This window comes from Nocardioides sp. NPDC127514, assembly GCF_040302125.1.
Lineage (GTDB): Bacteria > Actinomycetota > Actinomycetes > Propionibacteriales > Nocardioidaceae > Nocardioides.
Genome location: NZ_JBEORF010000017.1, coordinates 84,642 through 109,263, shown reverse-complemented (window position 1 = coordinate 109,263; position 24,622 = coordinate 84,642). Strand labels below are relative to the sequence as shown.

The window sequence follows — 24,622 nt, the reverse complement described above, 5'->3', positions numbered from 1 at the left end:
TCCGAAATGAGCAACAGGCGCCACCCCCGCAACGGGGATGGCGCCTGTCGTGAGTTGGTGCAGCCGGTGCTCAGCGACCGCCGTCGACATCGACGAAGTCGATCCGCGCGCCGCCCTTGCCGGCCAGCGCTGAGATGACCGTACGGAACGCGGTGGCGGTGCGGCCGCCGCGGCCGATCACCTTGCCGAGGTCGTCGGGGTGGACCCGGACCTCGAGGACGGAGCCGCGACGAAGCTGCTTGTCGCGCACGCTCACCTCGTCCGGGTTGTCGACGACTCCTCGGACGAGGTGCTCGAGAGCTTCGGCGAGCATGCTGCTCAGGCCTCGGCCTCGGCGGCCGGGGTCTCCTCGGCCTTGGGCTCCTCGGCCTTCGGCTCCTCAGCCTTGGGCTCCTCGGCCTTGGGCTCCTCAGCCTTCTTGGCGGACTTCTTCGTCACGGCCTCGGCGCCGGCGGAGGCGTGAGCCTCGGCGAGGGCCTTGTTGAAGAGCTCGAGCTTGTCGGGCTTCGGCGGGGCGACACGGAGGGTGCCCTCGGCGCCCGGGAGGCCCTTGAACTTCTGCCAGTCGCCGGTCACCTTGAGGATCGCCTCGAGAGCCGGGGTCGGCTGGGCGCCGACGCCGAGCCAGTACTGGGCGCGCTCGGAGTCGACCTGGATGAAGCTCGGCTCCTCCTTGGGACGGTAGAGACCGATCTCCTCGATGACAGCGCCGTCGCGCTTCTTGCGCGAGTCGACGATGACGATGCGGTACTGCGGAACCCGGATCTTGCCCAGGCGCTTCAAGCGGATCTTGACAGCCACTGTTGGTGGTATTCCTTTGGAATCGAATATGGGTGAAGAGGCCCGTGTCGGTGTGGGGACACCCGTCAGGCAACTTCGGCGGGCACTGAGCGCCGGGTGAGAGGGTCCCTGCGCACAGGACACGCTCCCCAGTTTGCCAGACCTGCAGGTCGGGAAGAAATTCCCGTACGCAGCGCACGTCTCCTCACGCGGTGGGCGCCTCAGTGGTCGAAAAGCACGTCCACGACGCCGTCCCACCTGGATACTCTGCCGCATGTCTCAGCGGGATGCCCTCACCCCCTACCCGCGTCCGTCCTCACCTCAGGGGACCCCCGAGGTGTTCCATCGGGGCAAGGCGTTGGCCGGCGTCATCGGCGTCGCGGTCTTGGCCGGTGGGCTCGCACTCTTCATGACCTTGTTCCTTCCGTTCGTGACGGCGGATCCCATCCGGGCGAACATCCCGATCGACGGCGCACCGCACGACGTCCTGATCGAGCCGGGTATGGGCGCGCTCCTCACCCTCCCCAGCAGGGACGACCCTGAGAACGAACCGCCGTTCCGCTCCTGGAACGCGTCATGCACGATCGTCGACTCCTCGCGAGGCTTGATCCAACTACCCCCGAAGCCGGGCACAGCGGGATGGTCCGAGGAGACAGGCGAATACATCGGCTTCCATTTCGACGCCGGCTCCGGGCGCCTCCGGGTCACCTGCACATCGCCGGTGAGCGAGGACCGCCCGGCTCGTATCACGCCGGCGCAGGGCAGCTACGGCCCGCAACTCGCGCTGGACAACGGGCTCGGCATGCTCTGCGGCGTGGCGCTGACCTTCGCCGGGTTCGTCCTGTCCACCGCGATGCTCATCGACTGGGTCCGCGCCGGACGCGATCGACGGCTGTTCGACCCCGCCCGCTCTGTCTAGTAGACGACTCCCCGGAGCACGACGGCGGTCGGACGGCCGAGGACGGTGAGGTCGTCGAGGGGGTTGGTGTCGTAGACGACGAAGTCGGCGGGATCGCCCTCGGCGAGCCCGGGGTTGTGGCCGAGCCACTCCCGGGCGCGCCAGGAGGCGGCGCCGAGGACGACGTCGGCTGGCAGGCCGAGCCGGTGCATGGCGAGCACCTCGGTCGGGAGTACGCCGTGCAGCTGGTCTCCCGCACCGTCGGAGCCCGCGTAGAGGGCGACCCCTGCCTCGTAGGCGCTCATGATCGTCTCGCGACGGCGCGCGTAGAGGTCCTCCATGGTGGCGGCGTACGTCGGGAACTTGGGTGCCGCGGCGGCGGCCAGGTCGGGGAAGATCTCCAGCTGGGCGACGGTGGGGACCAGCGCGGTGCCCTGCTCGGCCATGGCCTCGACGAGGTCCGGGGTCAATCCGGTGCCGTGCTCGATGCAGTCGATCCCGCCCTCGATCAGGCCGGGCAGGACCTCGTGGCCGAAGCAGTGCGCCGTGACCCGCGCGTCGTTGTCGTGGGCCACCTTGATCGCCTCGGCGAACGACTCCGCCGGGAAGGACGGCTTCAGGTCTCCCTCGGCACGGTCGATCCAGTCGCCGACGAGCTTGACCCAGCCGTCACCGGAGCGGGCCTGCCGCTCGACGGCCTCGGCCAGACCGTCGGGCTCGACCTCGTCGGCGTAGTTGCGCATGTAGCGCTTCGTACGTCCGATGTGGCGGCCGGCGCGGATCAGCCGGGGCAGGTCGTCGCGGGTCTGCACCCAGCGGGTGTCGGCGGCGGAGCCGGCGTCGCGCAGGAGCAGCGCGCCGGCGTCGCGGTCGGCGATCGCCTGCGCCTCGGCGGTCTCCTGGTCTACGGCGCCGTCGGGACCGAGCCCGATGTGGCAGTGGGCGTCGACGAGACCCGGGACGATCCAGCCCGATGCGCCGGTCTCCGCCCCCGACGGCCGCTCGTAGGTGATGCGGCCGTCGAGGACGTAGAGGTCCCGCACCTCTCCATCGGGAAGGACCGGGCCGGAGAAGCGCAGAGCAGTCATGTGACGCAGGTTACCTAGTTGCCCGGCACCTTCACGCCGGCGGCCTCGAGGATCGGGAAGTGCTGGGCGAGCGGGATGACCTGGCCGGTGACGACGTTGCTCTCGTCCCACCCGATGGAGGTCGGTACGCCGACGAGCTCACCGTCGTCGTTGACCGCGGCGCCCCCGGAGTTGCCGCTGGAGATCCGAGCGGTGACGTCGAAGACGGCCCGCTCCTCGCCCTCGAAGGAGAGGATCGTCGCCACGTTGCCCTCCGCGACGGTCGGCGGCTGGAAGAGCACACCCTCCTTGTCGGCGAAGCTCTCCTTCGGCAGCATCGGGAAGCCGATCGTGGCGATGAAGTCACCGCGGTCGACCGCGTTGGAGTCGCCGAGCGAGATCGTCGGCAGGTCCAGCGAGGACGGGTTCACCGGGTTGCCCTCGCCGTCGGCGATGATCTGCACGACCGCGCTGTCGACCTCGCCGTCGGACTCGATGACCTTGGCGATGTAGTCGGGCTCGCCGACCTTGTAGCCCTCGGCCGGGTCCGTGAGGTGGATGTTGACGACCTCGGGCGAGACCTCGCCCTTGGCGGCGTACTCCGGGATCTTCGCCGGGTCGGCGACGTGGGCGTTGGTGAGGATCTTGCCGTCCTCGGTGACGATCGACCCGGATCCCATCGCGATGGTGTCCTCGGTCGGCGCGTAGGTGATCCAGACGGCGGCCCGCTGCGCGCTGTTGAGCTCGTCCTTGGTCAGGCCGGTGTCCTGGGCGGCCGACTCGCCGCCGGGCACGACGAACATCGCGACCACCAGTCCGATGACCACGACCGCGGCCGCGGCGCCGATCCCGCCCCACAGCAGCAGCTTGTTGCGGCGCTTGGCCGCGGCCCGGGCGACCTCGACCTCGGCGGCGTAGATCGGGATGACCTTGAGGATCTCGCCCGCGACCGGGTGGCCGAGGCGGATCTCGGTCTCCTCGTCGATCTCCTCCCTGACCAGCGGCTTCCCCTTGAGGAACGACCCCGTCTGGGAGCCGTTCTCGAAGGTCCAGCCGCCGGGGGTGGCCACCAGCCGGGCGTGCTGGCGCGAGACGCCCTGGTCCTCCAGCACGACCGAGTTGTCGGCCGCGCGGCCGATCGTCACCGTGACCGGGTGGCGGAAGCGGTGCTCCTTGCCCTCGGCGACCAGCAGCAGGTCGGGTCCGGTCGGCGCGGTCGGCGGCTGTCCGGGAGCGGCCGGCCGCGCCATCCCGGGCGCGATCGTCATCTCCGAGATCCCGTCGTCCGCCGACTGAGCCGGGGGCGGGGGCGGAAAATTGGCGGGCGGCGGCGGAGCCGCCGGTGCCGCCCCGGAGGGCGGGGCCGCCGTGGCGCCCGCCATCGCCGGCGGAGGCGGCGGCGCCGGCGCCTGGGCACGCGGTGCACCCGCCGCGACCGGCGCGTCGTCGAGGGTGACGGTGATCGTCGAGCCCGGTCCCGCCGGGCCGAGCTGGATCTCGGTCGCCCCGGTCAACGGCACCTCCGTGACGCGGCTGCCGGAGACGTACGTCCCTCCGGCGGAGCCGACGTCGACCAGCTTCCACCCGGACGGGTCCGGGCGCAGCTCCGCGTGAGCGCGGGAGACCGAGGAGGACGAGAGCACCACGTCGGCATCAATCGAACGCCCTATTCGGACGATCTTGTCGGGCGGGAAGCTGAGCGCACGTCCCGATACGTCTACGCGTAGCGTCTGCATGCACGAATCATGCACCGAAATGGCCCGATCCAAGCGTCGCGAATCGAGGATTCGCAGAACTCGGACCGGGCCTTTTCGCTATCGGCGAGTCTTCAGGCCGTGTCCGTAGGCAAACAGCGGGTCATAGTCGGAATCCCCGATGTTGATCGGCTCCTGGTCGATCGAGCGGGGCCACGTCACCGGGAGCTTCCCGGTGAACGGACGCTTGCCGAAGAGCACGTCGGCGACGCCCTTGCCCTCGCTGCCCGGGAGCCAGGAGGCGACCAGGGCGTCGATCTGCCCGAGCAGCTCCGGCGGGATGATCATCGGTCGCCCGGAGACGACGAGCACCGTGCAGGTCGCGGCGGCCGCGCAGACCGTCTCGATCGCCGCGGTGTCGGCGTCGCTGAGGTGCATCGTCAGCGCGGGCCGCTGCACGCCGCCCTCGCCCGGGTCGTAGCCCCAGCGGGGCCCGCCGATGTCACCGAAGCCCTCGGCGTACGGGTGCTCGCCGACGACCACGACACCGTGCGCCCCGGCCGGGACCGGCGCGGAGGCGTCGGGCGAGTGGGTCACCTCGCCGCGGGCCGCGGACTCGATGCCGTCGAGGATCGTGTCGCCGGGGATCTGGTGGGTCGAGTTGCCCTGCCAGGTGATCGTCCAGCCGCCGGCCTGGTCGCCGATGCTGTCGGCCTTGCTGCCCGCGACGTAGACGTCGTCGCCGCCCGAGAGCGGGAGCGCGTGCCTGTTCCGGAGCAGGACCTGCGACTTCGCGACCGCCTCGCGCGCCACGCGACGGTGGGCGGCGCTGCCGATCTCGTCGATGTTGCGCCGGTCGGTGAACGGCTTCTCGAAGAGGCCGAGGTCGAACTTGGCGGTCAGGATCCGGGAGACCGCGTCGTCGATGCGGGCCATCGGGACGGCGCCGTCCTCGACCGCGGCGGTCAGCGTCTCGATGAACTGCGGGTAGCCGACGGTGTCACCGGAGAACGGCTCCATGAACATGTCGACGCCGGCGTTGACGGAGATGGCGACCTGCTCGGTGTACGTCCCCGGGATCTGGTGGATCGCCCGCCAGTCGGAGATCACCAGGCCGTCGAAGCCCTGCTTCTCCTTGAGCCAGCCGGTGACGAGCTCCTCGTGGGCGTGCATCTTGAGCGGGTTGCCGAGACCGTCCTCGGTCCAGTCGACGCTGGAGAAGGACGGCATCACCGAGCCGACGTCGTGCTTCTTGATGGCGGTGACGTACGGCGAGAGCGCCAGCTTCTCGAACTCGGCGCGCGAGGCCTGGGTGATGCCCTGGTCGATGGTGTAGTCGCCCTCGCCGGTGCCGAAGGTCGTGAAGCCGTCGCCGGCGAAGTGCTTGGCGGTGGCCAGGACGCGGTCGGGGTCGTCGAGCTCACCCTTGTCGCCCTGGAGCCCCTCGATCATCTGCGCCATCTGGGCGGCGAGCTTCGGGTTCTCCCCGAAGGACTCGTACGTCCTCCCCCACCGGTCGTCGCGGGCGACGCAGATGCACGGGGCGAAGTTCCACTGCGGCCCGGAGGCGCGAGTCTCCTCCGCGGTGATGTGCCCGATCCGCTCGGCGAGCTTCGGGTCACGGGTCGCGCCGAGGCCGATGTTGTGCGGGAACACGGTCGCGCCGTTGAGGTTGCCGTGACCGTGGACCGCATCAACGCCGTAGAGGAGCGGGATCCCCAGCCGCGTCGAGAGCGCCTGCTCCTGGAAGGCGTCGACCGTGTCGGCCCAGGCCTCCGGGGTGTTCTCGGCGGGGGTCGAGCCGCCGCCGGAGAGTACGCTGCCGAGCCCGAGCTCGGCGATCTGGCCGGGGTTCGCGGCGACGTCGGCTCGCTCGGCCTGGGCCATCTGACCGACCTTCTCGGCCAGCGTCATCCGGGCGAGCAGGTCGGCGACTCGGGTCTTGGTGGCGAGGCGTGGGTTCTTGTAGGGCAGCGCGTGGTCCGAGCGCGTGAGCGCATCGGTGGACACGGTGGGTGACGCTGCGGTGGACGCTGGGGCTACGAGGAGCGTGGCGCAGAGCAGGCCGGCGAGAGCCGAGGCTCCGCCGATCGCGCCGCGCTGTCTGTGTGATCGCACGGGACAGGCCTCCTGAGAGTGATCTGTCGGCACCTCGGCGTTGGGGTGCCGCGGCTCGTGAGAGCGCTCCCAGCGTGACGGCGATCACAACAGCGGTCAATGGCTACGCACGCGTAACCCCGTGAATTTCCTCAGATCTGGTCAAGCAACCAGGACGGTCCCAGGGCCGTGGCACCGCCACAACGAGCCTGCAGCAGCCGGTCGGCGGTCACCAGCGTCACCCGGTCACCCTTCTCCAGCGCCTCCCGGACGACACCGACGATCGCGGCGTCGCCGTCCTTGGGCGCATGGACCGTATGCACGTGGGCGTCCCTGCCCGGACGTACGCCGCCCTTGGCCTGTCCCTCCAGGACCAGGACGATCCGGTCCTGCGGGAGATCGGCGACGAGCAGCGCCTCGTGCAGCCGGCGCGCCGCGCCGGCGCGGTCCTTCCACCAGCCGTCCGGGCGGGCGCCGACGACGTTGGCGCCGTCGACGACGAGCACCGTGCTCACCTGGAGGGGCCGCTTACTTGAGGAACTTGGAGAAGTCCGAGGGCAGGTTGAGCTCGGCGGCGGCCTTCTCGTAGTCGATCTCCTCGCCACCCGGCGTGCCGAACGGGTTGGCTGCGGCCGGCTTCTTCTCGGCCTCCGCCTTCGCCTGCTGGGCGGCCTTGGCGGGGTTGCCGGACTTGCGCGCGCCCTTGCCCTTCTTCTTCTGGGCCACCTGCTTGGCCCCAGCGCGCTTGCCGAAGCCGGCACCGGGCGCGCCGGGCATCCCGGGCATGCCGCCGCCGGAGGCGAGCTGCTTCATCATCTTCGACGCCTCGGTGAAGCGCTGGATGAGCTGGTTGACGTCGGAGACCTGGCGGCCCGATCCCTTCGCGATGCGGGCGCGGCGGGAGCCGTCGAGGATCTTCGGGTTGGCGCGCTCGGCCGGGGTCATCGACTGGATGATCGCCTGGATCCGGTCGATCTCGCGCTCGTCGAAGTTGTCGAGCTGCTCACGGAACTGGCCCATGCCCGGCAGCATGCCCATCAGCTTCGACATCGAGCCGAGCTTGCGCAGCTGCTGCATCTGCTTGAGGAAGTCCTCGAGCGTGAACTCGCCGGTCGCGATCTTGGCCGCGTCCTTCTCGGCCTGCCCCTGGTCGAAGGTCTTCTCGGCCTGCTCGATCAGGGTGAGCATGTCGCCCATGTCGAGGATGCGGCCGGCCATCCGGTCGGGGTGGAACAGGTCGAAGTCGGTCATCTTCTCGCCGTTGGAGGCGAACATGACCGGCTTGCCGGTGATCTGGACGATGGAGAGCGCCGCACCACCGCGGGCGTCACCGTCGAGCTTGGTGAGGACCACGCCGTCGTAGCCGACGCCGTCGAGGAAGGCCTGCGCGGTGTTGACCGCGTCCTGACCGATCATCGCGTCGACGACGAAGAGGACCTCGTCGGGGTTGACCGCCGCCTTGATGTCGGCGGCCTGCTTCATCAGCTCCTCGTCGATGCCGAGGCGGCCGGCGGTGTCGACGATGACCACGTCGTGGAGCTTGCGCTTGGCCTCCTCGACGGCGTCGCGGGCCACGTCGACCGGGTTGCCGACACCGTTTCCGGGCTGGGGCGCGTAGACCGGGACGCCGACGCGCTCACCGTTGACCTGGAGCTGGTTGACCGCGTTGGGCCGCTGCAGGTCGGCGGCCACCAGCAGCGGCGCCTTGCCCTGCTCCTTCAGCCACAGCGCGAGCTTCGCGGCCAGGGTGGTCTTACCGGCACCCTGCAGACCCGCGAGCATGATGACGGTCGGGCCGGTCTTGGCGTAGCGGAGCCGGCGGGTCTCGCCGCCCAGGATCGTGACCAGCTCGTCGTTGACGATCTTGACGATCTGCTGGGCGGGGTTCAGCGCCTGGCTGACCTCCTCGCCGCGGGCCCGCTCCTTGACCCGGGCGACGAACTCGCGCACCACCGGCAGCGCGACGTCGGCCTCGAGCAGCGCGATGCGGATCTCGCGAGCGGTGGCGTCGATGTCGGCATCGGTGAGGCGGCCCTTGCCCCGAATGTTCTTGAACGTCGTGGCGAGCCGGTCGGAGAGCGTGGCGAACAAGGCGGTCCTTCAGCAGAGTGGTTGTCCTGCCAAGCCTAACGAACTGTTGTACGTGGCGTGATATCCGGCGGGTGCGTGCGGGATGCTGACCGAGATACCTCGGTCAGCATTCGAGGGCCGCGCGGACCGCGTGGGCCGCCTCGGCCGCCCGGTGCTCGGCGAGGGCTCCGGCCGAGGCCTCCTGGAGGTAGAAGACGTCGACGGCCTGCGGGCCGAGGGTGGAGATGTGGGCGGAGCGGACCGCGATCTCCATCCGCGCCAGCGCGACGGCGACGGTGTAGACGACGCCGGGACGGTCGACGGTGCGCACCTCGAGGACGGTGGCCTTGCTGGATGCCTCGGGACGTACGACGACCGAGGGCTCGCTCCCCCGCGCGGCCGCGCTCGGGGCCAGCCGGGTCGCCGGGTCGAGGCGGCCCTCGGTGATGGCGGCGAAGCGCGTGCGCAGCACCGCGGCGTCCACATAGGAGTCGTCGAGATCCCACACGCTGACCCCGAAACCGCCCTGCTGCCAGGCACGACACGCTCTGACCGGCAGCCGCGCGACCGCGAAGGTCGCGGCCAGGTCGGCGAGCAGGCCGAGCCGGTCGGGCGCGATCACCCACACCCGGGCGCCGTCGGCGAGCGGCTCGGCGCGGAAGGAGGTCGAGCCCGAACGTACGCTCTCGGGGATCTCCACCGCGGCCTGCGGCCGCTCCCCCGCGGCGACGCCGGTGTCGAGGACCCGCGCGGCCCGGCGGGCGAGGTCGAGGATGAGGCGGGCCCGCCAGGTGCTCCATGCCTGGGTGCTGGTCGCCCGGGCATCGGCCTCGGTGAGCGCGGTGAGCAGGGCGAGCGCCTCGGCATCGCCCATCGTGTCCACCACCAGGTCGACGGTCGCCGGGTCGTCCGGGTCGCGGGTGGTCGCGGTCGTGGAGAGCAGCAGGTGCCAGCGCACCAGCTGCGAGATCAGGTCGACCTCCTCCTCCGGAAAGCCCATCCGGGAGGCGATCCGGCGGGCGATCGGCTCTCCCGCGACGCTGTGCTCGGTCAGCGACCCCTTGCCGATGTCGTGGAGCAGCGCCGCGACCAGCAGCACATCGGGTCTGGCCACGCGCGGCAGCAGCGCGACCGCCTCGATGCAGGTCTCGATGGTGTGCCGGTCGACGGTGAAACGGTGGATGATCGAGGCGTGCGGGAGGAGCCGGATCCGCTCCCACTCGGGCAGGATCCGGGAGACCGCGCCGGTCTCCTCCAGCGTCTCCCAGACCGCGAGCAGCCCGCGTCCGGCACCCAGGAGCCGTACGAAGAGATGCCGAGCCTCCTCCGGCCACGGCTCGGCCAGCGCCGGGGTGTCCCGGGCCAGTCGCGCGGCGGTCGGCGGCGCCAGCGCGACCCCGTGCTCGGCGGCGAGCGCCGAGGCGCGCAGCAGCATCAGCGGGTCCCGCGACGGACGGGCTCCCGGCACCAGCACCACCTCGCCCGAGGCGAGCGCCAGTCCGTTGCCGAGCGGCGCGAGCCGCGGGCGGCGCGGGGCTCCGGGCCGCGAGCGTTCCAGGACGCCGTCGACCCGCCGCCAGGCCAGACGGGAGAGATGGGTGAGGCGGCGGCCGATGGTGCGTACGTGGGCCTGTGCCGTGCGGGCGTCGGCCAGCTCGAGCCGCTCGGCGAGCTGGTCCCACATCTCCGGCACGACCCGGTCGGTGGCCCGCCCGCCGATCTCCTGCACGAGATCACGGACATCGAGCAGGGCGCGGCGCGACTTCTCCAGGTCGACCGCGGGCACGTCGACCAGCCAGGTCGCCACGATCGCCTTGATCACGACCGCGTCCCGCAGCCCGCCGTACATCTCCTTCAGGTCCGGCACCGAGGCGTGCGCGAGCTCACCGGCACGCCGGTGTCGCTCCACGCTCATCGTCCTCAGCTCGGGCAGCAGGGCCCGGGCGTGCTTGCGCCAGTGCGCCAGCATCGTCGTACGCAGCCGCAGCACCAGCCCGCGGTCGCCGGCCAGGTGCCGGATGTCGAGCAGCCCGAGGGCGACCCGGAGGTCACCCGTCGAGGAGGAGAGCATCTCCGAGAACGACCGCACCGAGTGGTCGAGCTTGGGCGCGGTGTCCCAGAGCGGATACCAGACCTGCTCGGCCACCGAACCCGGCGAGACGGCATCGTCGTGCACCAGGACCACGTCCCAGTCGGAGAACGGTGCGAGCTCCCCGCGCCCGTATCCTCCGACCGCGACGAGGGCGACCCCGACCTCGGGGCCGCCCGCTGCGGCGTACGCCTTGGCGCACTGCTCGTCTGCCTCGGCTGTGCGCGCCGCCCGGCCCTCAGCGGTCACGCGCAACCTCCTTCATGGATTCAGATCGCGGCGTCGTCGCGGTCGCCGGTGCGGACCCGCACGATGGTCTCCAACGGGGAGACCCAGACCTTGCCGTCACCGATGCGCTCGGTCTTCGCCGAGGTCTCGATGGCGCTGACCACCGACTCGACCTCCTCGTCGGGCACGGCGATCTCGATGCGGATCTTCGGCACCAGAGCGACGTCGTACTCAGCGCCGCGGTAGACCTCGGTGTGACCCTTCTGCCGGCCGTAGCCGGAGACCTCGGAGACGGTCATGCCGGTGACACCGACAGCTTCGAGGGCGACGCGAACGTCCTCCCACTTGTGGGGTTTGATCACTGCGGTGACGAGCTTCATTTCTCTCCTCCGGTGGGATTCGATGGACCGGCACTCGGACGAAGCCTAGTCAGAGCGCCTCGGCATCACGTGCACCGGTCCGAACACGGACGACGGACTCGATCGGGCTGAGCCAGACCTTCCCGTCGCCGATCCGTCCGGTCTGTGCGGTCTTCACGACGATCCCGACGACGTCCGCGGCATCCTCGTCCTCCACGACGATCTCGATGCGGATCTTCGGCACCAGGGCGATGTCGTACTCGGCGCCGCGGTAGACCTCGGTGTGACCCTTCTGCCGGCCGTAGCCGGAGACTTCGGAGACGGTCATGCCGGTCACGCCGAAGGCCTCGAGGGCCTCGCGCACGTCCTCCCACTTATGGGGCTTGATCACTGCGGTCACGAGCTTCACGAGAGGGCGCCTCCAGAGGTCCTTGATCCTGTCATCTTCGCCGCCACCTTCACCCGGGGACGTTTCGACACCCCGAAGCATCTGTTTCCACTGTGTAACAGACCATTTCACCGTACGTCGCCGAAGCGTCGAAACAGCCCGTAAATCACCCGTGCCGGACCCGCGCGGCGCCACCAAAGGTCGCTACCCTCGTCGCATGTCGCACTACGCCGTCGAGATCGACCTCGATCACCGCAACACCAGCCATGTGCAGGTCATCGACCTGGCTGAGTCCGCCGTCTCGGCGGGCAGTGGGAAGCGGGTCCTCGACGTCGGCTGCTGGACCGGTGAGATCGGCCGGATCCTCACCGAGCGCGGCTGCACCGTCACCGGCATCGAGATCGACCTGGAGGCGGCGAGCCTGGCCGAGAAGGTCCTGGAGCGGGTGGTCGTCGCCGACCTCGACGCGACCCCGCTGACCGAGATCGTCGAGCCCGGCTCCTTCGACGTGGTGATCTTCGCCGACGTCCTCGAGCACCTCGTCGACCCGCGGGCGGCGCTCGAGCAGGCCCGTGACCTGCTCGCCCCCGGCGGCCAGGTGGTCATCTCGATCCCCAATGTCACCCACGGCTCGGTCCGTCTCGCCCTGCTCCAGGGCCGCTGGCAGACCACCGACACCGGTCTCCTGGACCGCACCCACATCAAGTTCTACTCACGCGAGGGGCTGCTGCAGCTCTTCACCGAGGCGGGCTACGCGGTCGAGGACCTGCGCGGCACCACGGCCGACCCGCTCAACGTCGAGGTCTCCGTCGACCCCGGCCTGCTCCCCGAGGTGGCCGTGGAGTGGGTGCGCCAGCAGCCCGACGCGCTGGTCTACCAGTTCCAGCTGGCCGCCCGGCCGCTCGCCGACGGCGAGGTCGCACCGGCCGCTCCCGAGCTCGTCCAGGCCGCCCCGGCCGACGAGGTCCGGCTCCGCGACGTACACACCCAGAGGTTCGAGGAGGTCACCCGATCCCGGCTGGCCACCCGCGACCACATCCTCGGCATCCAGGCCTCCGCCAACTCCGCCCAGGCCCGGGTCGGCACCCTGTCCAAGCAGCTGCGCGAGGCCCGCGAGGTCAACCGGCGCCGCCGCGAGCGCATCGAGCGGCTGCGCGGCAAGGTAGCAGGCCTCGAGGCCGACCTGACCTACGCCACCCGCCACCCGGTGCGGAACTTCGGCCGACGAGTCGTACGCCGCCTCCGCCGCGCAGCCCAAGGCTGACCGCCGAGTCGGCTCGTTCTGACCAACATCCCGGCCGAGTCGGCTCGTTCTGACCAAGTCCGTCGCCGAGTCGGCTCGTCATAACGCGCCGACTCGGCGACTCGTCCGGTCAGTTTGCGCCGACTCGGCGATCGCACGTGGGTCAGCGGACTCCGTTCGAGTAGGCCTCGCGTACGTACTCGTAGTTGCCCCAGCGGTTGTTGATGAAGTCCTTCTCCCAGTCGTGGACCGCGTTGTCGCGGCTGACGGACTCGAAGTGGAAGAGGGTGACGTCGTGGAGCCAGACCAGGCGCAGGCCCAGTGAGCGACGCACCTTGAGGCACAGGTCGACGTCGTTGTAGTTGACCGGGAGCCGTTCGCTGAAGCCACCGGCGTCGAAGAAGACCTCGCGCCGCATCGCGACGCAGGCGCCGGTCAGCGCGGAGGTCTCCCGGTTGATGTGCAGCTCGCCGTGGTTGCCCCGTTCCTCGGGGCGCGCGCGGTAGTAGGCGTGGGTGATGGTGCCGCTGCCGTAGACCAGGCCAGCGTGCTGGATGCGGTAGTCCTCGAAGAGGAGCTTCGGACCGGTCATGCCGACGTCCGGCTCGCGCAGCGGCGCGATCAGGTTCTCGATGACGCCCTCGGAGTAGGCCTCCATGTCGTCGTTGAGGAAGATCAGGACGTCACCGGTGGCGTGGGCGGCACCGACGTTGCACTTGGCGCTGAAGCTGAACTTCTCGGTGAACTCGACGAGCTTGATGTCGGCACCCTCGATCGCCCGCAGCGCCTCCAGCACCGGGGCCGGGGTCGGGGTGTCGTAGACAATCACGAACTCGACGTTGCGGTGCTGGGTGGAGGCGACCACGGAGCGTACGGTCTCGACGACCATCGCGCGCTTCTCGCCCCACACGATCGCACTGGTGCCGATGGTCGGGATGATCACGCTGACCGGGGTGTCCAGGTCGGGCTCCCGCTCGACGCGGTAGAGCCCGGGCGAGACGCCGCGCGAGGCCGTGGCCCGGATCCCGAGCCGGTCGAGGTGAGCCTGGACGGCTCTTACGCCGGCGTCCCAGGCGTACGGCTTGGCCTGGTTGTCCGCGGCGGCGGAGCCCGGCACCATGCGCCAGTGGTAGAGCGCGCCGGGGACGTGGACGATGCGGCGGGCACGCTCGCTGACGCGCAGCACGAGGTCGTGGTCCTGGGAGCCGTCGAAGCCCTCCTGGAAGCCGCCGACCTCCTCCACGACCGAGCGGCGGAACACCGAGAAGTGGGTGCAGTAGTTGTGATGCCGCAGCCGCTCCGGGGACCAGTCGGGCTTGTAGTAGGCGTCGCGGAGCTCGCCGGCGTCGGACATCAGGTCCTGGTCGCTGTAGGCGTAGTCGAGGTCCTCGAACCGGTCGTAGGCGCGGACCATCTTCTCCAGCGCGTTCGGCTCGAGCACGTCGTCGTGGTCGAGCAGGGCGATCAGCTCGCCGGTCGCCTCGGCCAGCGACGAGTTCGAGGCGGCCACGATGCCACCGTTCTCGGCACGCTCCACGATCCGCACCCGCGGCTCCTTCGCGGCCAGCTCGCGCAGCCGCGGAAGCACCCAGGGCGCGGGTGAGCGGTCGTCGCTGAGAACCCACTCCCAGTCCTCATGGGTCTGGCCGAGGACCGACGCGATCGTGTCCTCGAAGGCATCGGCGGGCGGGTTGTAGACAGCGGTGATCAGCGATACCCGGGGCGATGGCATGGTCTTCAGCCTATGACCCTCGCCGAGGGTTCGCAGCACCCGACACGGGGCACCGGACCGTTTGGGGACGGTCGTCATCCCGACTTCTCGGAGGGTTCACCGAGTGTCCGGGAGGAGACGGCAGCCGCCCCGCAGGGAGGGTCGGGGGCGGCTGCCGAGTCAGGTGTGGCGTACTCCAGAGGTACGTCAGTAGCGCAGGCCACGCAGGTAGGAGTAGCCGACCTCCGCGGTGTGGAGCGGGCTGATCTCCGGGGTGTCGTTCTCGACGATGTACTCCTCGACCTCGTGGGCCGCGAAGACCTTGGCGAAGTCGATGAAGCCGGTGCCGAGGTCGACGTGGTCGCCGGTGGTGGGGTTGCGGTCCTTGACGTGGTACTGCCGCACCCGCTGCGGGCCCGACTTGATGGTGTCGATCGCGAAGTCGACGGCGTCGTCGTTGGACAGGCCCAGGTTGACCCCGCCGGTGACGGCCCAGTAGATGTCGATCTCGAGGTGCACCAGAGCCGGGTCCAGCTCGGTGGTGAGGATGTCCCACGGAGTCACCCCGCCGCCGAGATCGGTGGTGAACTCGTGGGCGTGGTTGTGGTAGCCGTAGGCGATCCCGTAGCGCTTCGCGGCCGCCGCCTCGACGTTCATCTGCTCCGCCCAGGTCTGCCAGTCCGAGAGTGAGTTGGAGGCGAGGTAGGGCACCACCATGTAGCGCTGGCCGAGGGTCGCCGCGTTCTGCAGCTTGGTCTGCAGCTCGGCGGGGGTGGCGCTGATGCCGTCGTGGGACGAGGAGGCGCGGATGCCGAGGCCGTCGTAGAAGGCGCGCAGCTCGGCCGCGGTCTTGTCGAAGTAGCCCAGAGCCTGCTCCACCCGCGGGTAGCCCATCTCGGCGATCGAGGTCAGCGTCGCGTCGAAGCCCGGGTCGCCCCACAGCGCGTCGCGGACGGTCCACAGCTGGATGCTGATCCGGCCCGGAGGCACCCGGCACCCGCCGCGCTTGGCCGCCACGGCAGCGCCGGCCGGCGAGAGCAGACCCGGAACGGCCGCCAGCGCGGCACCGCCGGCGACGGCGCCCAGGGCGCCCTTGAACATGGAGCGACGGCTCAGGCCACGCTCCTCCAGCGAGCGGCGCAGCGCGCCCTCACCATCGAATCCGTAACACATGGGGGTTTCCTCTCGGGTTGTCGAACTCTCGGGGGTCGAGTCAGTCGGTGGTGCTGAAGGCGGCGTCGAAGGAGGCGTCGGGGGCGTCGAAGGCGAGCCGGCGGACGAACTCGAGTGCCTCGGGGGCACCGACGAGACGGTCCATGCCGGCGTCCTCCCACTCGACCGAGATCGGGCCGTCATAGCCGATGGAGTTGAGCATCCGGAAGCACTGCTCCCACGGCACGTCGCCGTGGCCGGTGGAGACGAAGTCCCAGCCCCGGCGCGGATCGGCCCAGGCGAGGTGGGATCCCAGCCGGGCGTTGCGGCCGTTGCCGGTCTGCATCTTCGTGTCCTTGCAGTCCACGTGGTAGATCCGGTCGCGGAAGTCCCACAGGAACCCGACCGGGTCGACCTGCTGCCACACCATGTGGCTGGGGTCCCAGTTGAGCCCGAACGCCTCGCGGTGGCCGATCGCCTCCAACGTCGCCACGGTCGACCAGTAGTCGTAGGCGATCTCGGACGGGTGGACCTCATGGGCGAACCGCACCCCGCACTCGTCGAAGACGTCGAGGATCGGGTTCCACCGGTCGGCGAAGTCCCGATAGCCGGCCTCGACCATCTCCTGGGAGACGGGCGGGAACATCGCGACGTACTTCCAGATCGAGGAGCCGGTGAAGCCGACGACCGTCTTGACCCCGAGGTTCTTCGCCGCCCGGGCGGTCATCTTCATCTCCTCGGCCGCCCGCTGACGTACGCCCTCGGGGTCGCCGTCGCCCCAGATCTTCGCGGGCAGGATGTCTTTGTGGCGCTGGTCGATGGGATCGTCGCAGACCGCCTGGCCCTTGAGGTGGTTGGAGATCGTGAAGACCTTGAGGTTGTGCTTCTCCAGCAGGTCCAGCTTCGCCTGGACGTACGTCTCGTCCTCGGCGGCCTGCCAGACGTCGAGGTGGTCGCCCCAGCAGGCGATCTCGAGGCCGTCGTAGCCCCACTCGGAGGCGAGGCGGCAGACCTCCTCGAACGGCAGGTCGGCCCACTGGCCGGTGAAGAGCGTGATCGGTCGGGTCATGGTGTGGTTGTCCTTCCTCAGGGGAGCAGTTCAGGGGAGCAGGGATGCGAGCAGGTCACGGACCTCGGTGGCCTCGAACCGGTCGCGCTTGACGGAGGCGTCGGAGCAGACGAGCACCGGGCCGTGCTCGGGGTCGTCCGGCAGCCGGCCGTGGCTGCCGGAGACCGGGGCGGGGTCGAGCGGCACCACGCTCATGGCGTAGCGCAGCCCGGCCGTCTTGCGGGCCAGCGTGGTGGCGGCGCGCAGCTTGACCCAGCGATCCTCGGGGTCGAGGAACAGCTCGGCGGGGTCGTAGCCGGGCTTCTTGTGGATCTCGACGCCGCGGGCGAAGTCGGGCGCGTTCGCGTCGTCGAGCCAGTAGTAGTAGGTGAACCAGGCATCCGGCTCGGCCACCACGACGAGCTCGCCGGCGCGCTCGTGGTCGAGTCCGTACGCCGCCTGGCCGGCGCGGTCGAGGACCTCGGCCACCCCGTCGAGACCCTGCAGCAGGTCGCGGACGCGCTCCAGGTCGGCGGGGTCCTTGATGTAGACGTGGGCGATCTGGTGGTCGGCGACCGCGAAGGCCCGCGACGTCCATGGGTCGAGGAGCTCGCCGGTGGCGTTGTGGTGGACGTGCAGGAGGCCCTCGCGGCGCAGCAGCCGGTTGACGTCGACCGGGCGGGTGGCGCGGGTGATGCCGTACTCGCTCAGCAGCACGACACGTACGCCTGCGGCCTCGGCGTCGTCGAGCAGCGGCGCCAGGGTGGCGTCGACGTCGCGGGCCGCCTGGACCGCCTGCGGGCTGTCGGGGCCGAACCGCTGTAGGTCGTAGTCGAGATGCGGGACGTAGACGAGGGTGAGGTCGTGGTCGGGCATGACCTTGCGCGCGGCTGCGACGATCCATGCCGAGCTCTTGATCGAGGCCGTGGGACCCCAGTAGGTGAACAGCGGGAACGGGCCCAGCTCCGAGGTGAGGGTGTCGTGGAGCTCGGGCGGCCAGGTCCAGCAGTCCGGCGACTTCTTGCCGTCGGCGTGGTAGGCCGGGCGCGGGGTGACCGTGGTGTCGACATCGGCACCCATGGCGTACCACCAGCAGATGTTGGCTACCTTCGCGCCGGGACGGCGCCTGCGGACGACGTCCCACAGCTTCTCGCCCTGCACCAGCGCGTTGTGCTGGCGCCACAGGAGCACCTCGCCGAGGTCGCGGAAGTACCAGCCGTTGCCGACGATGCCGTGCTCGCGCGGCAGCGCGCCGGTCAGGAAGGTCGACTGGACCGAGCAGGTGACCGCCGGCAGCACGGTGCCGAGCTCGGCGGTGAACCCCGACTCCCCCACCTGCCGCACTCGCGGCATGTGCTGGAGCAGCTCGGGGGTCATGCCGACCACATCGATGACCAGCAGCTTGTCGTTCGTACGCTCGCTCATGCCGATGCCTCCTGCAGCTGTTCGAGACCGGCCTCAAGGAGCCGGTCGCGGGTCCAGGCCAGCTCGGCCGCGATGCCCGCGACCAGGCCGGCGTCGCCATCGGGGCGGACCTGCTCGGGCAGTACGCCCCAGGTGTAGGTCTCGACCTCGAGGTGGTCGGTGTGGGCCACCGGGCCGCCGAGGAGCGCGTCGAGCGTGCCCGCCAGGTGGTCGCGGGTGCTGCGCAGCGGCGGGGCCGGGTCGGCGTGGAGAGGTACGTGGAAGTGCACCCGCCAGGGATGCTCGGCCGGCAGCGGGCGATGGCCGGCGAGCGCCTCGGGCAGGTCGTCACGGCTGTCCACCCGCGCCCCGCGCGGCTCGCGGGTCTGGTGGAGGAAGCGGTCCTCGGCGTAGGAGGCCAGGGCCTCCCGGGTCGCCGGGTCGCTCGGGTCGTCGGCGTGCAGGGCCGCGGAGACCTGGACCTTGACGACCGGCAGCCCGGCCACCCGCAGCCGGTCGAGCGCCTCGGTGGCGTCCTCGAACTGGGTGGCGAGGTGGCAGGTGTCGACGCAGATCCCGAGATGATCCGGCGCCAGGCCGGCGAGCCGGGTGACCGCGTCCCGGGTCGTCTCCACGACGCAGCCGGGCTCGGGCTCGAACCCGACCCGTACCGGTCGGCCGTGCTCGGTCTCGATGCCGGCCAGGCCGTCGGCGAGCTCGCCGATAAGCTCGCCCGCCGCCCGGTCGCGGTCGGTGAACCACGGGGTGCGCCAGCCCAGCGGGAGCGTCGAGATGCTGCCGCGTACGGCATCGTCGGGCAGCAGCGCCGACAGCACCCGCGCGCAGTCGAGGGTGTAATCGAGGCGGCGCCGGGTCGACCAGTCCGGGGAGTAGACGTCGCGCTTCACGACCGGCGCATGGAACCCGGCGTACGGGAAGGCGTTGAGCGTGACGACCTCCAGGCCGTGGCGGTCCAGGCCGGTGCGCAACCGGTCGAGGGTGGCCGGGTCGCCGGCCAGCTCGTGGGCCGTCGCGGCGGGCAGCCACAGACCGAGGCCGAGCCGCTGCACGCCCAGCCGGGCGCGCACCTCGCCGGCATAGCGGCGGAGCTGGTCGAGGATGCCGTCGACGTCCTCGGCAGGGTGCACGTTGCTGCAGTAGCCGAGGTGGACGACCGTGCCGTCGCGGTGCCGGAACCTCATGCCCGCTCACCTCGCAGCAACGAGTTGCCGGCGAAGGTCGCACCCTGGTCGGCCGCAGGTACGTCGAGCAGCAGCCGTCCGCTCTGGCCAAAGAACTCCACCGGGTTGCGCCACAGCACCCGGTCGACGTCGTCCTCGGTGAAGCCGGCCGCCAGCATCGCCTCGCCGGTCGCCCGGGTGCGCAGCGGGTCGCTCCTGCCCCAGTCGGCGGCGGAGTTGACCAGCACCCGGTCGAGACCGCGGCGCTGAAGGATTGCGACCATCCGGTCGGGGTCCATCTTGGTGTCGGGGTAGATCGAGAAGCCCATCCAGGCGCCGGCCTCGTCGACGACGTCGACGGTCACCTCGTTGAGGTGGTCGACGACGACCATCCCGGGCTCCATCCCGGCCGCCTCGACGAGGTCGAGGGTGCGGCGGGTGCCGGCCAGCTTGTCGCGGTGGGGCGTGTGCACCATCGCGGGCAGCGCGAACTCGCGGGCCAGCTCCAGCTGGCGGCTGAACGCCTTCTCCTCGTCCTCGGTCATCGAATCGAAGCCGATCTCGCCGACCGCGACGACCCCGTCCTTGGCGAGGTAGCGCGGCAGCAGGTCGAGGACCGGAGTGCAGCGCGGGTCGTTGGCCTCCTTCGGGTTCAGCGCGATCGTGCAGTGGTGGGCGATGCCGAACTGCGAGGCCCGGAACCGCTCCCAGCCGACCAGCGCGTCGAAGTAGTCGACGAACGAGTCGACGCTGGTCCGCGGCTGGCCGAGCCAGAAGGCCGGCTCCACCAGGGCGCGGACACCGGCGGCGTACATCGCCTCGTAGTCGTCGGTCGTACGCGAGGTCATGTGGATGTGCGGGTCGAAGATACGCATCAGGACTCCCGAGCGGTCTGGGTGGGGGCGGGCAGGAAGGAGAGGGCGTCGGTGGGCACCTCGCGGCCGGCCGCGCGCCGCTCGGCGGCATAGTCGGCGACCATCCGGCGCAGCTCGTCGTCGGATCCGTTGGATCCGTCGAGGCCGGCCACCAGACGAAGAGGTACGCCGACGAAGAGGCACTTGAGGACGGCCTGACGCCACGCGGCGGGATCGAGACGAGCGGCGTAGGTCCCCAGCGCGGCTGCCACCAGGCGGGGGTCGTTGGTGCGCAGCGCGTCGTGGAGCAGGTCGACGGCACGATCGCCGATCGCCTCGTCGAGGTGCCCGAGGCCGAGCAGGACCGCCCGCCGCTCGTCGGCGTCGCCGAAGCGGTAGAGGTCGTGCACCTCGGCGCTCAACGCGTCGGGGTCACCGGCCAGGCCACGGCCGAGCGCCAGCAGCAGCCGCACACGTACGTCGTCCTCGACCCGCTCCGCGCCCGGCTCGGGCGAGGTGCCCGGAGTGCGGCCGATCTCCCTGGCCGCGGCCGGGAAGCGGGTCCTGATCCGGGTGGGATCGGTCTCGATCTCGGCGCACCACTCGGCGAGCAGCTTCTCGTTCATGCGCCCACCTCCTCGGATCGGGGCAGGTCCTCGAGGGTCTCGCGCAGGAACGCGAGGGAGCGCTCGGCGACGACCGGGGCGGCGTGGGACTGGCGGGGCAGCTCGAGCGCGGCGAGCCCGGTGTAGCCGATCTCGACCAGGGTGCCGAGCGCGACGGCGAAGTCGACCTCGCCGGTGCCCAGCTCCAGGTGCTCGTGGACGCCCTCCACCATGTCGTCGACCTGCACGTTGGCCAGCAGCGGACCGGCGAGGCGGATGGTCTCGGCCATCCCCCGCGGCTCGTTGCACACCACATGACCGAGATCGAGGGTGACCCGCAGCAGCTCCGGGTCGTCGAGGCGCCGGCGCAGCTCGATCACGGAGTCGAGGGTGTCGACGAAGTGCCCGGGCTCGGGCTCGACGGCGCACACGACGCCACGGCGGGTGGCGAGGTCGAGGACCCGCCACACCCCATCGCACAGGCGTCCCCACGCCCGGTCCTCGTCCACGCCGTCCGGCAGGGTGCCCGACCAGAACGAGACCGCCTCGGCGCCGAGGTCGGCGGCCACCTCGACCGCCCGGTGCAGATAGTCGACCCGGCGGCTCGCATCCGGTCCCGGGTGGAGCAGGGTCGGGTAGTGCTTGCGAAGAGGGTCGAGGATGTAGCGAGCCCCGGTCTCGATCACGACCGACAGGCCGAGCTCGTCCAGCCGTCGGCCGACCTGGGCCACCCGGCCCGCCAGGTTCGGCCGGAAGGGATCCAGGTGCAGGTGGTCGAGGGTCAGCGCGACCCCGTCGTAGCCCAGCGCGGCCAGGAGGCTCAACGCGTCCTCGAGCCGGCGGCTGTGCATGCCATTGGTGCCGTAGCCGAACCGCAGCGTGCCCGTCGTGCTCATGTCGGTGACACCACCTTCGAGGCGGCCTTGACGATCGGCCCGGCGGCCAGCAGCGCGACCGCGGCCAGCGGCGAGCGGCGGGCGATGAGCGCGGCCTGGAGCGGGATCATCCCGCGGATCCCGGCGCCGGTGGCGCGCCGGACCGTACCGGCATCCGGCGAGGAGACCGCGGCCAGCTGCGCGGAGCCGACGCTGCGTGCGTACGTCGCGGCGAGGGCGACGGGCAGCGCCGCCCGCCCGTGGCCGGCCGCCGCGGCCGCGGTCGCGACCGTGACCGCCCCGGCGAGGGTCGCGGTGACGGGACGGGTGCCGTGGACCTCGCCCCGGCTGAGCAGGGTGACCCCGGCGGTGTGGGCGGCGAGCAGGCCGGCCGGCACCAGCCCGGCCCGCGTACGCCCGCTCGCGCTCGCGCCGAGGAGCACGTCGAGGCCACGGGCCGCGGCCATCGCGACCGGTCCGGCCGAGGTGTCCTTGAGGACGGTGTCGTAGGCCCACACCGTCCCGGCCAGGGCGGCCGCCGTCACCGCGGCCGGACGCCCACCGGCGAGCCCGGCCAGCCCGACACCCGCCGCGGTCAGCCCGACGGCCACCCCGAGCGCCTGCCGCGGGCTGACCCGGCCCGACGGGATCGGCCGCTCGGGGCGCTCGACGGCGTCGAGGTCCCGGTCGGCCCAGTCGTTGAGTGCCATCCCGGCCCAGTAGAGCGCCACCGAGGCGGCCGGCATCGCGACCGCGCGGGCCCGCAGCGGACCGGCCGCGGCGGCACCGGCCAGGGTGTCACCCGGCACGGTGAGGGCCGCCGGCAGCCGGACCAGCTCGGCGAAGGCTCGGGCACGAGATGTCATGCGCCCACCCGAGCGCACCACGCGACCAGCTCTTCCCACTGCGTACCGAGCCGATGCTCGGTGGAGCCGGCCGGGTCCTTGAAGAAGAACCCGAACGGAAGCGGTCCGCTCTCCCCCGCCTCCTGCGCGCGCAGGACGAGCCGGGCGAGGTCGAGCACCAGGGGCGCGGCCAGCGCGGAGTCGCAGCCGCTCCAGGTGAACTGCAGCGACATTCGCACCCCGAGGAACCCCTCGAAGGAGACGTGGTCGATGGCGGTCTTCCAGTCGCCGTGGTCGGGGACGTAGTCGATGTGCATCGGCCCCTGCACCGGGTGACCGAGCATCACCTCCAGCCCCTGGGCCTTGGTGACGAGCTTGCTCTGCGCGTTGGCCGGATCGGCGAGCGTCGCGCCGTCCCCGCCACCGAGCATGTTGTAGGAGGCCCAGGCGTTGACCTGCAGCGCCCGCGTCGAGAACATCGGCGCCAGCGCCGACTTCAGCAGCGTCTCCCCGGTCTTCCCGTCCGATCCCGCCCACGGGAGCCCGGCCCGCTCGGCGAGGGTGACGAGCACCGGCAGCCGCGGCCCGGGACTGGGCGTGAACGAGACCACCGGGCAGCCCGCCCGGTAGGCGGCCAGGACGTAGACGGAGCTGGCCGGCAGCGGGGACTCCCCCGCGGCCAGCGCCGCGTCGAGGGCGTCGGGGTCGGCGAGCGGGCCGCCGTCCACGACCTCGGCCGGCGGCTCGGTGCTCGCCACGTCGATCACGACCACCCGCTCGAGCCCGTGCTCCTCGCGGAAGGCGACGAGATCGGCGGTCAGCCGCTCGACCGCGACACCTTGCGGCTCGGCGCCCGCCGGGTCATAGCCCGTACGCAGCCGCCTCTCGACCTCCTCCAGCTCACCGGCGATCGCCGGCAGGATCCCGGCGGGAACGACCCCGCCCGCGGCGAGCCGCTCGGCCCGCTTCAGCAACGGGTCCGCCCGCAGGTCGTGCCCACCGATCACCAGGTCGTCCAGGGAGGGCAGCCCGGCGGCAGCTATCTCCGGCTGCTCGGCGACCAGCCCGACCCGCCCGGCGAGCCCGGCCCGGACAGCCAGCGCGCCGACGGTCGTCGTGACGCCCACCGAGCCGCAGGCACCGACCAGCCACACACCGACTCTGCTCATCAGTTCGCCTCGCAGCGGAACGGCGCGACACCGGCGACCATCTTGATGCCGCCGAGCACGTGGGAGAGGAACTCCGGCTCGGTGAACGACTCCGAGGTGTGGCCCATGCCGGTGTAGAAGGCCCGGCCGCCGTCGTAGCGGTGGCACCAGGCGATCGGGTGCGGGTCGCCCATGGCGAAGCGGCCCGGGTTGTAGCTGGTCTCGTCGAGGTCGGCGAGGACCCGGATCGAGTCGGCCGGACGGTCGCGGAAGCTGTACCACTCGTCCCAGCGCGTCCACCGCTTCGGCAGCTCGGCCGTCGCCGCGGTGTTGTGCGCGTGCACCTTCACCGTCGCGGTCTGCTGGGCGGGGTGACCGGCGAAGTAGGCACCGACGAGGCCGCCGTACCAGGGCCAGTCGTACTCGGTGTCGGAGGCGGCGTGCACGCCCACATAGCCGCCACCGTCCTGGATGTAGCGCTCGAACGCGGCCTGCTGACCGGCGTCGAGCACGTCACCGGTCGTGGAGAGCCACAGCACTGCCTCGTACGCCGCCAGGTCGGTGTCGTTGAACACCGCCGCGTCCTCGGTGGCGGTCACCGTGAAGCCGTTCTCGGCCCCCAGCCTCTCGATCGCCGCGATGCCGTCAGGGATGGAGCCGTGCCGGAAACCGGCGGTCTTGGAGAACACCAGGACGTCGTACGTCCCGGCCCCCTCGCTCACCTCGGAGCGGTCCGCGCTCGCGGCCGGCGCCGGTGACAGGCCCGGGGCGAAGGCGGCCACCGCCACCAGCCCGACTCCCGCGATCAGCGTCCGGAACCTTCTCGATCCGTGCTTCATGTGCGTATCCCTTCTGTGCTCAACGGTCTGAACAGGCTGGAATCGGC

The 24,622-nt window shown here is 71.1% G+C and carries 23 protein-coding genes; 2 read left to right on the top strand and 21 right to left on the bottom strand.

The window, feature by feature from the left end; genetic code table 11:
* Positions 1-70: 70 nt before the first annotated feature.
* Both ABTX24_RS15170 and rpsP read right to left on the bottom strand, forming a co-directional pair.
* Positions 71-313, bottom strand: coding sequence for an RNA-binding protein (locus ABTX24_RS15170; RefSeq protein ID WP_008363327.1), 243 nt, complete (start codon positions 311-313; stop codon positions 71-73).
* A gap of 5 nt (positions 314-318) precedes the next feature.
* On the bottom strand, positions 319-801 hold the full coding sequence (gene rpsP, locus ABTX24_RS15165; protein WP_160024482.1) for a 30S ribosomal protein S16: 483 nt from the start codon (positions 799-801) through the stop codon (positions 319-321).
* A 253-nt stretch (positions 802-1,054) separates the two neighbouring features.
* Here rpsP and ABTX24_RS15160 point away from each other — a divergent pair, with 253 nt between their 5' ends.
* Entirely contained in the window at positions 1,055-1,699 is a 645-nt protein-coding gene (locus tag ABTX24_RS15160) for a hypothetical protein (RefSeq protein ID WP_350840689.1), read from the top strand.
* Here ABTX24_RS15160 and ABTX24_RS15155 read toward each other — a convergent pair.
* From ABTX24_RS15155 to ABTX24_RS15120, 8 genes are all read right to left on the bottom strand, one after another.
* On the bottom strand, positions 1,696-2,766 hold the full coding sequence (locus tag ABTX24_RS15155; protein WP_350840687.1) for an amidohydrolase family protein: 1,071 nt from the start codon (positions 2,764-2,766) through the stop codon (positions 1,696-1,698). The genes ABTX24_RS15160 and ABTX24_RS15155 overlap by 4 nt on opposite strands.
* A 14-nt stretch (positions 2,767-2,780) precedes the next feature.
* Complete coding sequence (locus tag ABTX24_RS15150) at positions 2,781-4,481, bottom strand: FHA domain-containing protein (protein ID WP_350840685.1); 1,701 nt, start codon at positions 4,479-4,481, stop codon at positions 2,781-2,783.
* A 78-nt stretch (positions 4,482-4,559) separates the two neighbouring features.
* Positions 4,560-6,557 carry a glycoside hydrolase family 3 protein gene (locus ABTX24_RS15145; RefSeq protein ID WP_350840683.1) on the bottom strand — a complete coding sequence of 666 codons (1,998 nt, stop codon included), beginning with the start codon at positions 6,555-6,557 and terminating at the stop codon, positions 4,560-4,562.
* Positions 6,558-6,688: 131 nt separating this feature from the next.
* Complete coding sequence (locus ABTX24_RS15140; RefSeq protein ID WP_350719060.1) at positions 6,689-7,051, bottom strand: NYN domain-containing protein; 363 nt, start codon at positions 7,049-7,051, stop codon at positions 6,689-6,691.
* A 13-nt stretch (positions 7,052-7,064) separates the two neighbouring features.
* Complete coding sequence (gene ffh, locus ABTX24_RS15135; RefSeq protein ID WP_160024488.1) at positions 7,065-8,627, bottom strand: signal recognition particle protein; 1,563 nt, start codon at positions 8,625-8,627, stop codon at positions 7,065-7,067.
* A 103-nt stretch (positions 8,628-8,730) separates the two neighbouring features.
* Entirely contained in the window at positions 8,731-10,944 is a 2,214-nt protein-coding gene (locus ABTX24_RS15130) for a [protein-PII] uridylyltransferase (protein WP_350840681.1), read from the bottom strand.
* 20 nt (positions 10,945-10,964) lie between these two features.
* Positions 10,965-11,303, bottom strand: a complete 339-nt coding sequence (locus ABTX24_RS15125) for a P-II family nitrogen regulator (RefSeq protein WP_008363338.1) — start codon at positions 11,301-11,303, stop codon at positions 10,965-10,967.
* 49 nt (positions 11,304-11,352) lie between these two features.
* On the bottom strand, positions 11,353-11,691 hold the full coding sequence (locus tag ABTX24_RS15120; RefSeq protein ID WP_141803747.1) for a P-II family nitrogen regulator: 339 nt from the start codon (positions 11,689-11,691) through the stop codon (positions 11,353-11,355).
* A 196-nt stretch (positions 11,692-11,887) separates the two neighbouring features.
* Between ABTX24_RS15120 and ABTX24_RS15115 the strand changes: the two genes are divergently transcribed.
* Positions 11,888-12,934, top strand: coding sequence for a class I SAM-dependent methyltransferase (locus ABTX24_RS15115; RefSeq protein ID WP_350840679.1), 1,047 nt, complete (start codon positions 11,888-11,890; stop codon positions 12,932-12,934).
* Positions 12,935-13,076: 142 nt separating this feature from the next.
* On the opposite strand, the gene ABTX24_RS15110 is transcribed toward ABTX24_RS15115, so the two are convergent.
* The 11 genes from ABTX24_RS15110 to ABTX24_RS15060 form a co-directional block, all read right to left on the bottom strand.
* The gene (locus ABTX24_RS15110) at positions 13,077-14,645 is read right to left on the bottom strand and encodes a glycosyltransferase family 2 protein (RefSeq protein WP_350840677.1); all 1,569 of its coding nucleotides are present in this window, start codon (positions 14,643-14,645) and stop codon (positions 13,077-13,079) included.
* A gap of 186 nt (positions 14,646-14,831) precedes the next feature.
* The gene (locus ABTX24_RS15105) at positions 14,832-15,797 is read right to left on the bottom strand and encodes a sugar phosphate isomerase/epimerase family protein (RefSeq protein ID WP_350840675.1); all 966 of its coding nucleotides are present in this window, start codon (positions 15,795-15,797) and stop codon (positions 14,832-14,834) included.
* A 40-nt stretch (positions 15,798-15,837) separates the two neighbouring features.
* Positions 15,838-16,845 (bottom strand): sugar phosphate isomerase/epimerase family protein, encoded by a 1,008-nt coding sequence (locus ABTX24_RS15100; RefSeq protein ID WP_350840673.1) that lies wholly within the window; start codon positions 16,843-16,845, stop codon positions 15,838-15,840.
* Positions 16,846-16,875: 30 nt separating this feature from the next.
* Positions 16,876-18,249 carry an alkaline phosphatase family protein gene (locus ABTX24_RS15095; RefSeq protein WP_350840671.1) on the bottom strand — a complete coding sequence of 458 codons (1,374 nt, stop codon included), beginning with the start codon at positions 18,247-18,249 and terminating at the stop codon, positions 16,876-16,878.
* Positions 18,246-19,430 (bottom strand): metabolite traffic protein EboE, encoded by a 1,185-nt coding sequence (gene eboE, locus ABTX24_RS15090; RefSeq protein ID WP_350840669.1) that lies wholly within the window; start codon positions 19,428-19,430, stop codon positions 18,246-18,248. Before eboE ends, ABTX24_RS15095 begins: the two co-directional genes overlap by 4 nt.
* The gene (locus ABTX24_RS15085) at positions 19,427-20,284 is read right to left on the bottom strand and encodes a TatD family hydrolase (protein ID WP_350719045.1); all 858 of its coding nucleotides are present in this window, start codon (positions 20,282-20,284) and stop codon (positions 19,427-19,429) included. Before ABTX24_RS15085 ends, eboE begins: the two co-directional genes overlap by 4 nt.
* Positions 20,284-20,889, bottom strand: a complete 606-nt coding sequence (locus tag ABTX24_RS15080; protein ID WP_350840667.1) for an EboA domain-containing protein — start codon at positions 20,887-20,889, stop codon at positions 20,284-20,286. Before ABTX24_RS15080 ends, ABTX24_RS15085 begins: the two co-directional genes overlap by 1 nt.
* On the bottom strand, positions 20,886-21,764 hold the full coding sequence (locus ABTX24_RS15075) for a sugar phosphate isomerase/epimerase family protein (RefSeq protein WP_350840665.1): 879 nt from the start codon (positions 21,762-21,764) through the stop codon (positions 20,886-20,888). Before ABTX24_RS15075 ends, ABTX24_RS15080 begins: the two co-directional genes overlap by 4 nt.
* Positions 21,761-22,609 (bottom strand): SCO3242 family prenyltransferase, encoded by an 849-nt coding sequence (locus ABTX24_RS15070; protein WP_160024497.1) that lies wholly within the window; start codon positions 22,607-22,609, stop codon positions 21,761-21,763. Before ABTX24_RS15070 ends, ABTX24_RS15075 begins: the two co-directional genes overlap by 4 nt.
* Positions 22,606-23,757 (bottom strand): inositol-3-phosphate synthase, encoded by a 1,152-nt coding sequence (locus ABTX24_RS15065; protein WP_350840663.1) that lies wholly within the window; start codon positions 23,755-23,757, stop codon positions 22,606-22,608. The genes ABTX24_RS15070 and ABTX24_RS15065 overlap by 4 nt, the downstream gene beginning before the upstream one ends.
* The gene (locus tag ABTX24_RS15060; RefSeq protein ID WP_350840661.1) at positions 23,757-24,575 is read right to left on the bottom strand and encodes a ThuA domain-containing protein; all 819 of its coding nucleotides are present in this window, start codon (positions 24,573-24,575) and stop codon (positions 23,757-23,759) included. Before ABTX24_RS15060 ends, ABTX24_RS15065 begins: the two co-directional genes overlap by 1 nt.
* Between the last annotated feature and the right edge of the window lie 47 nt (positions 24,576-24,622).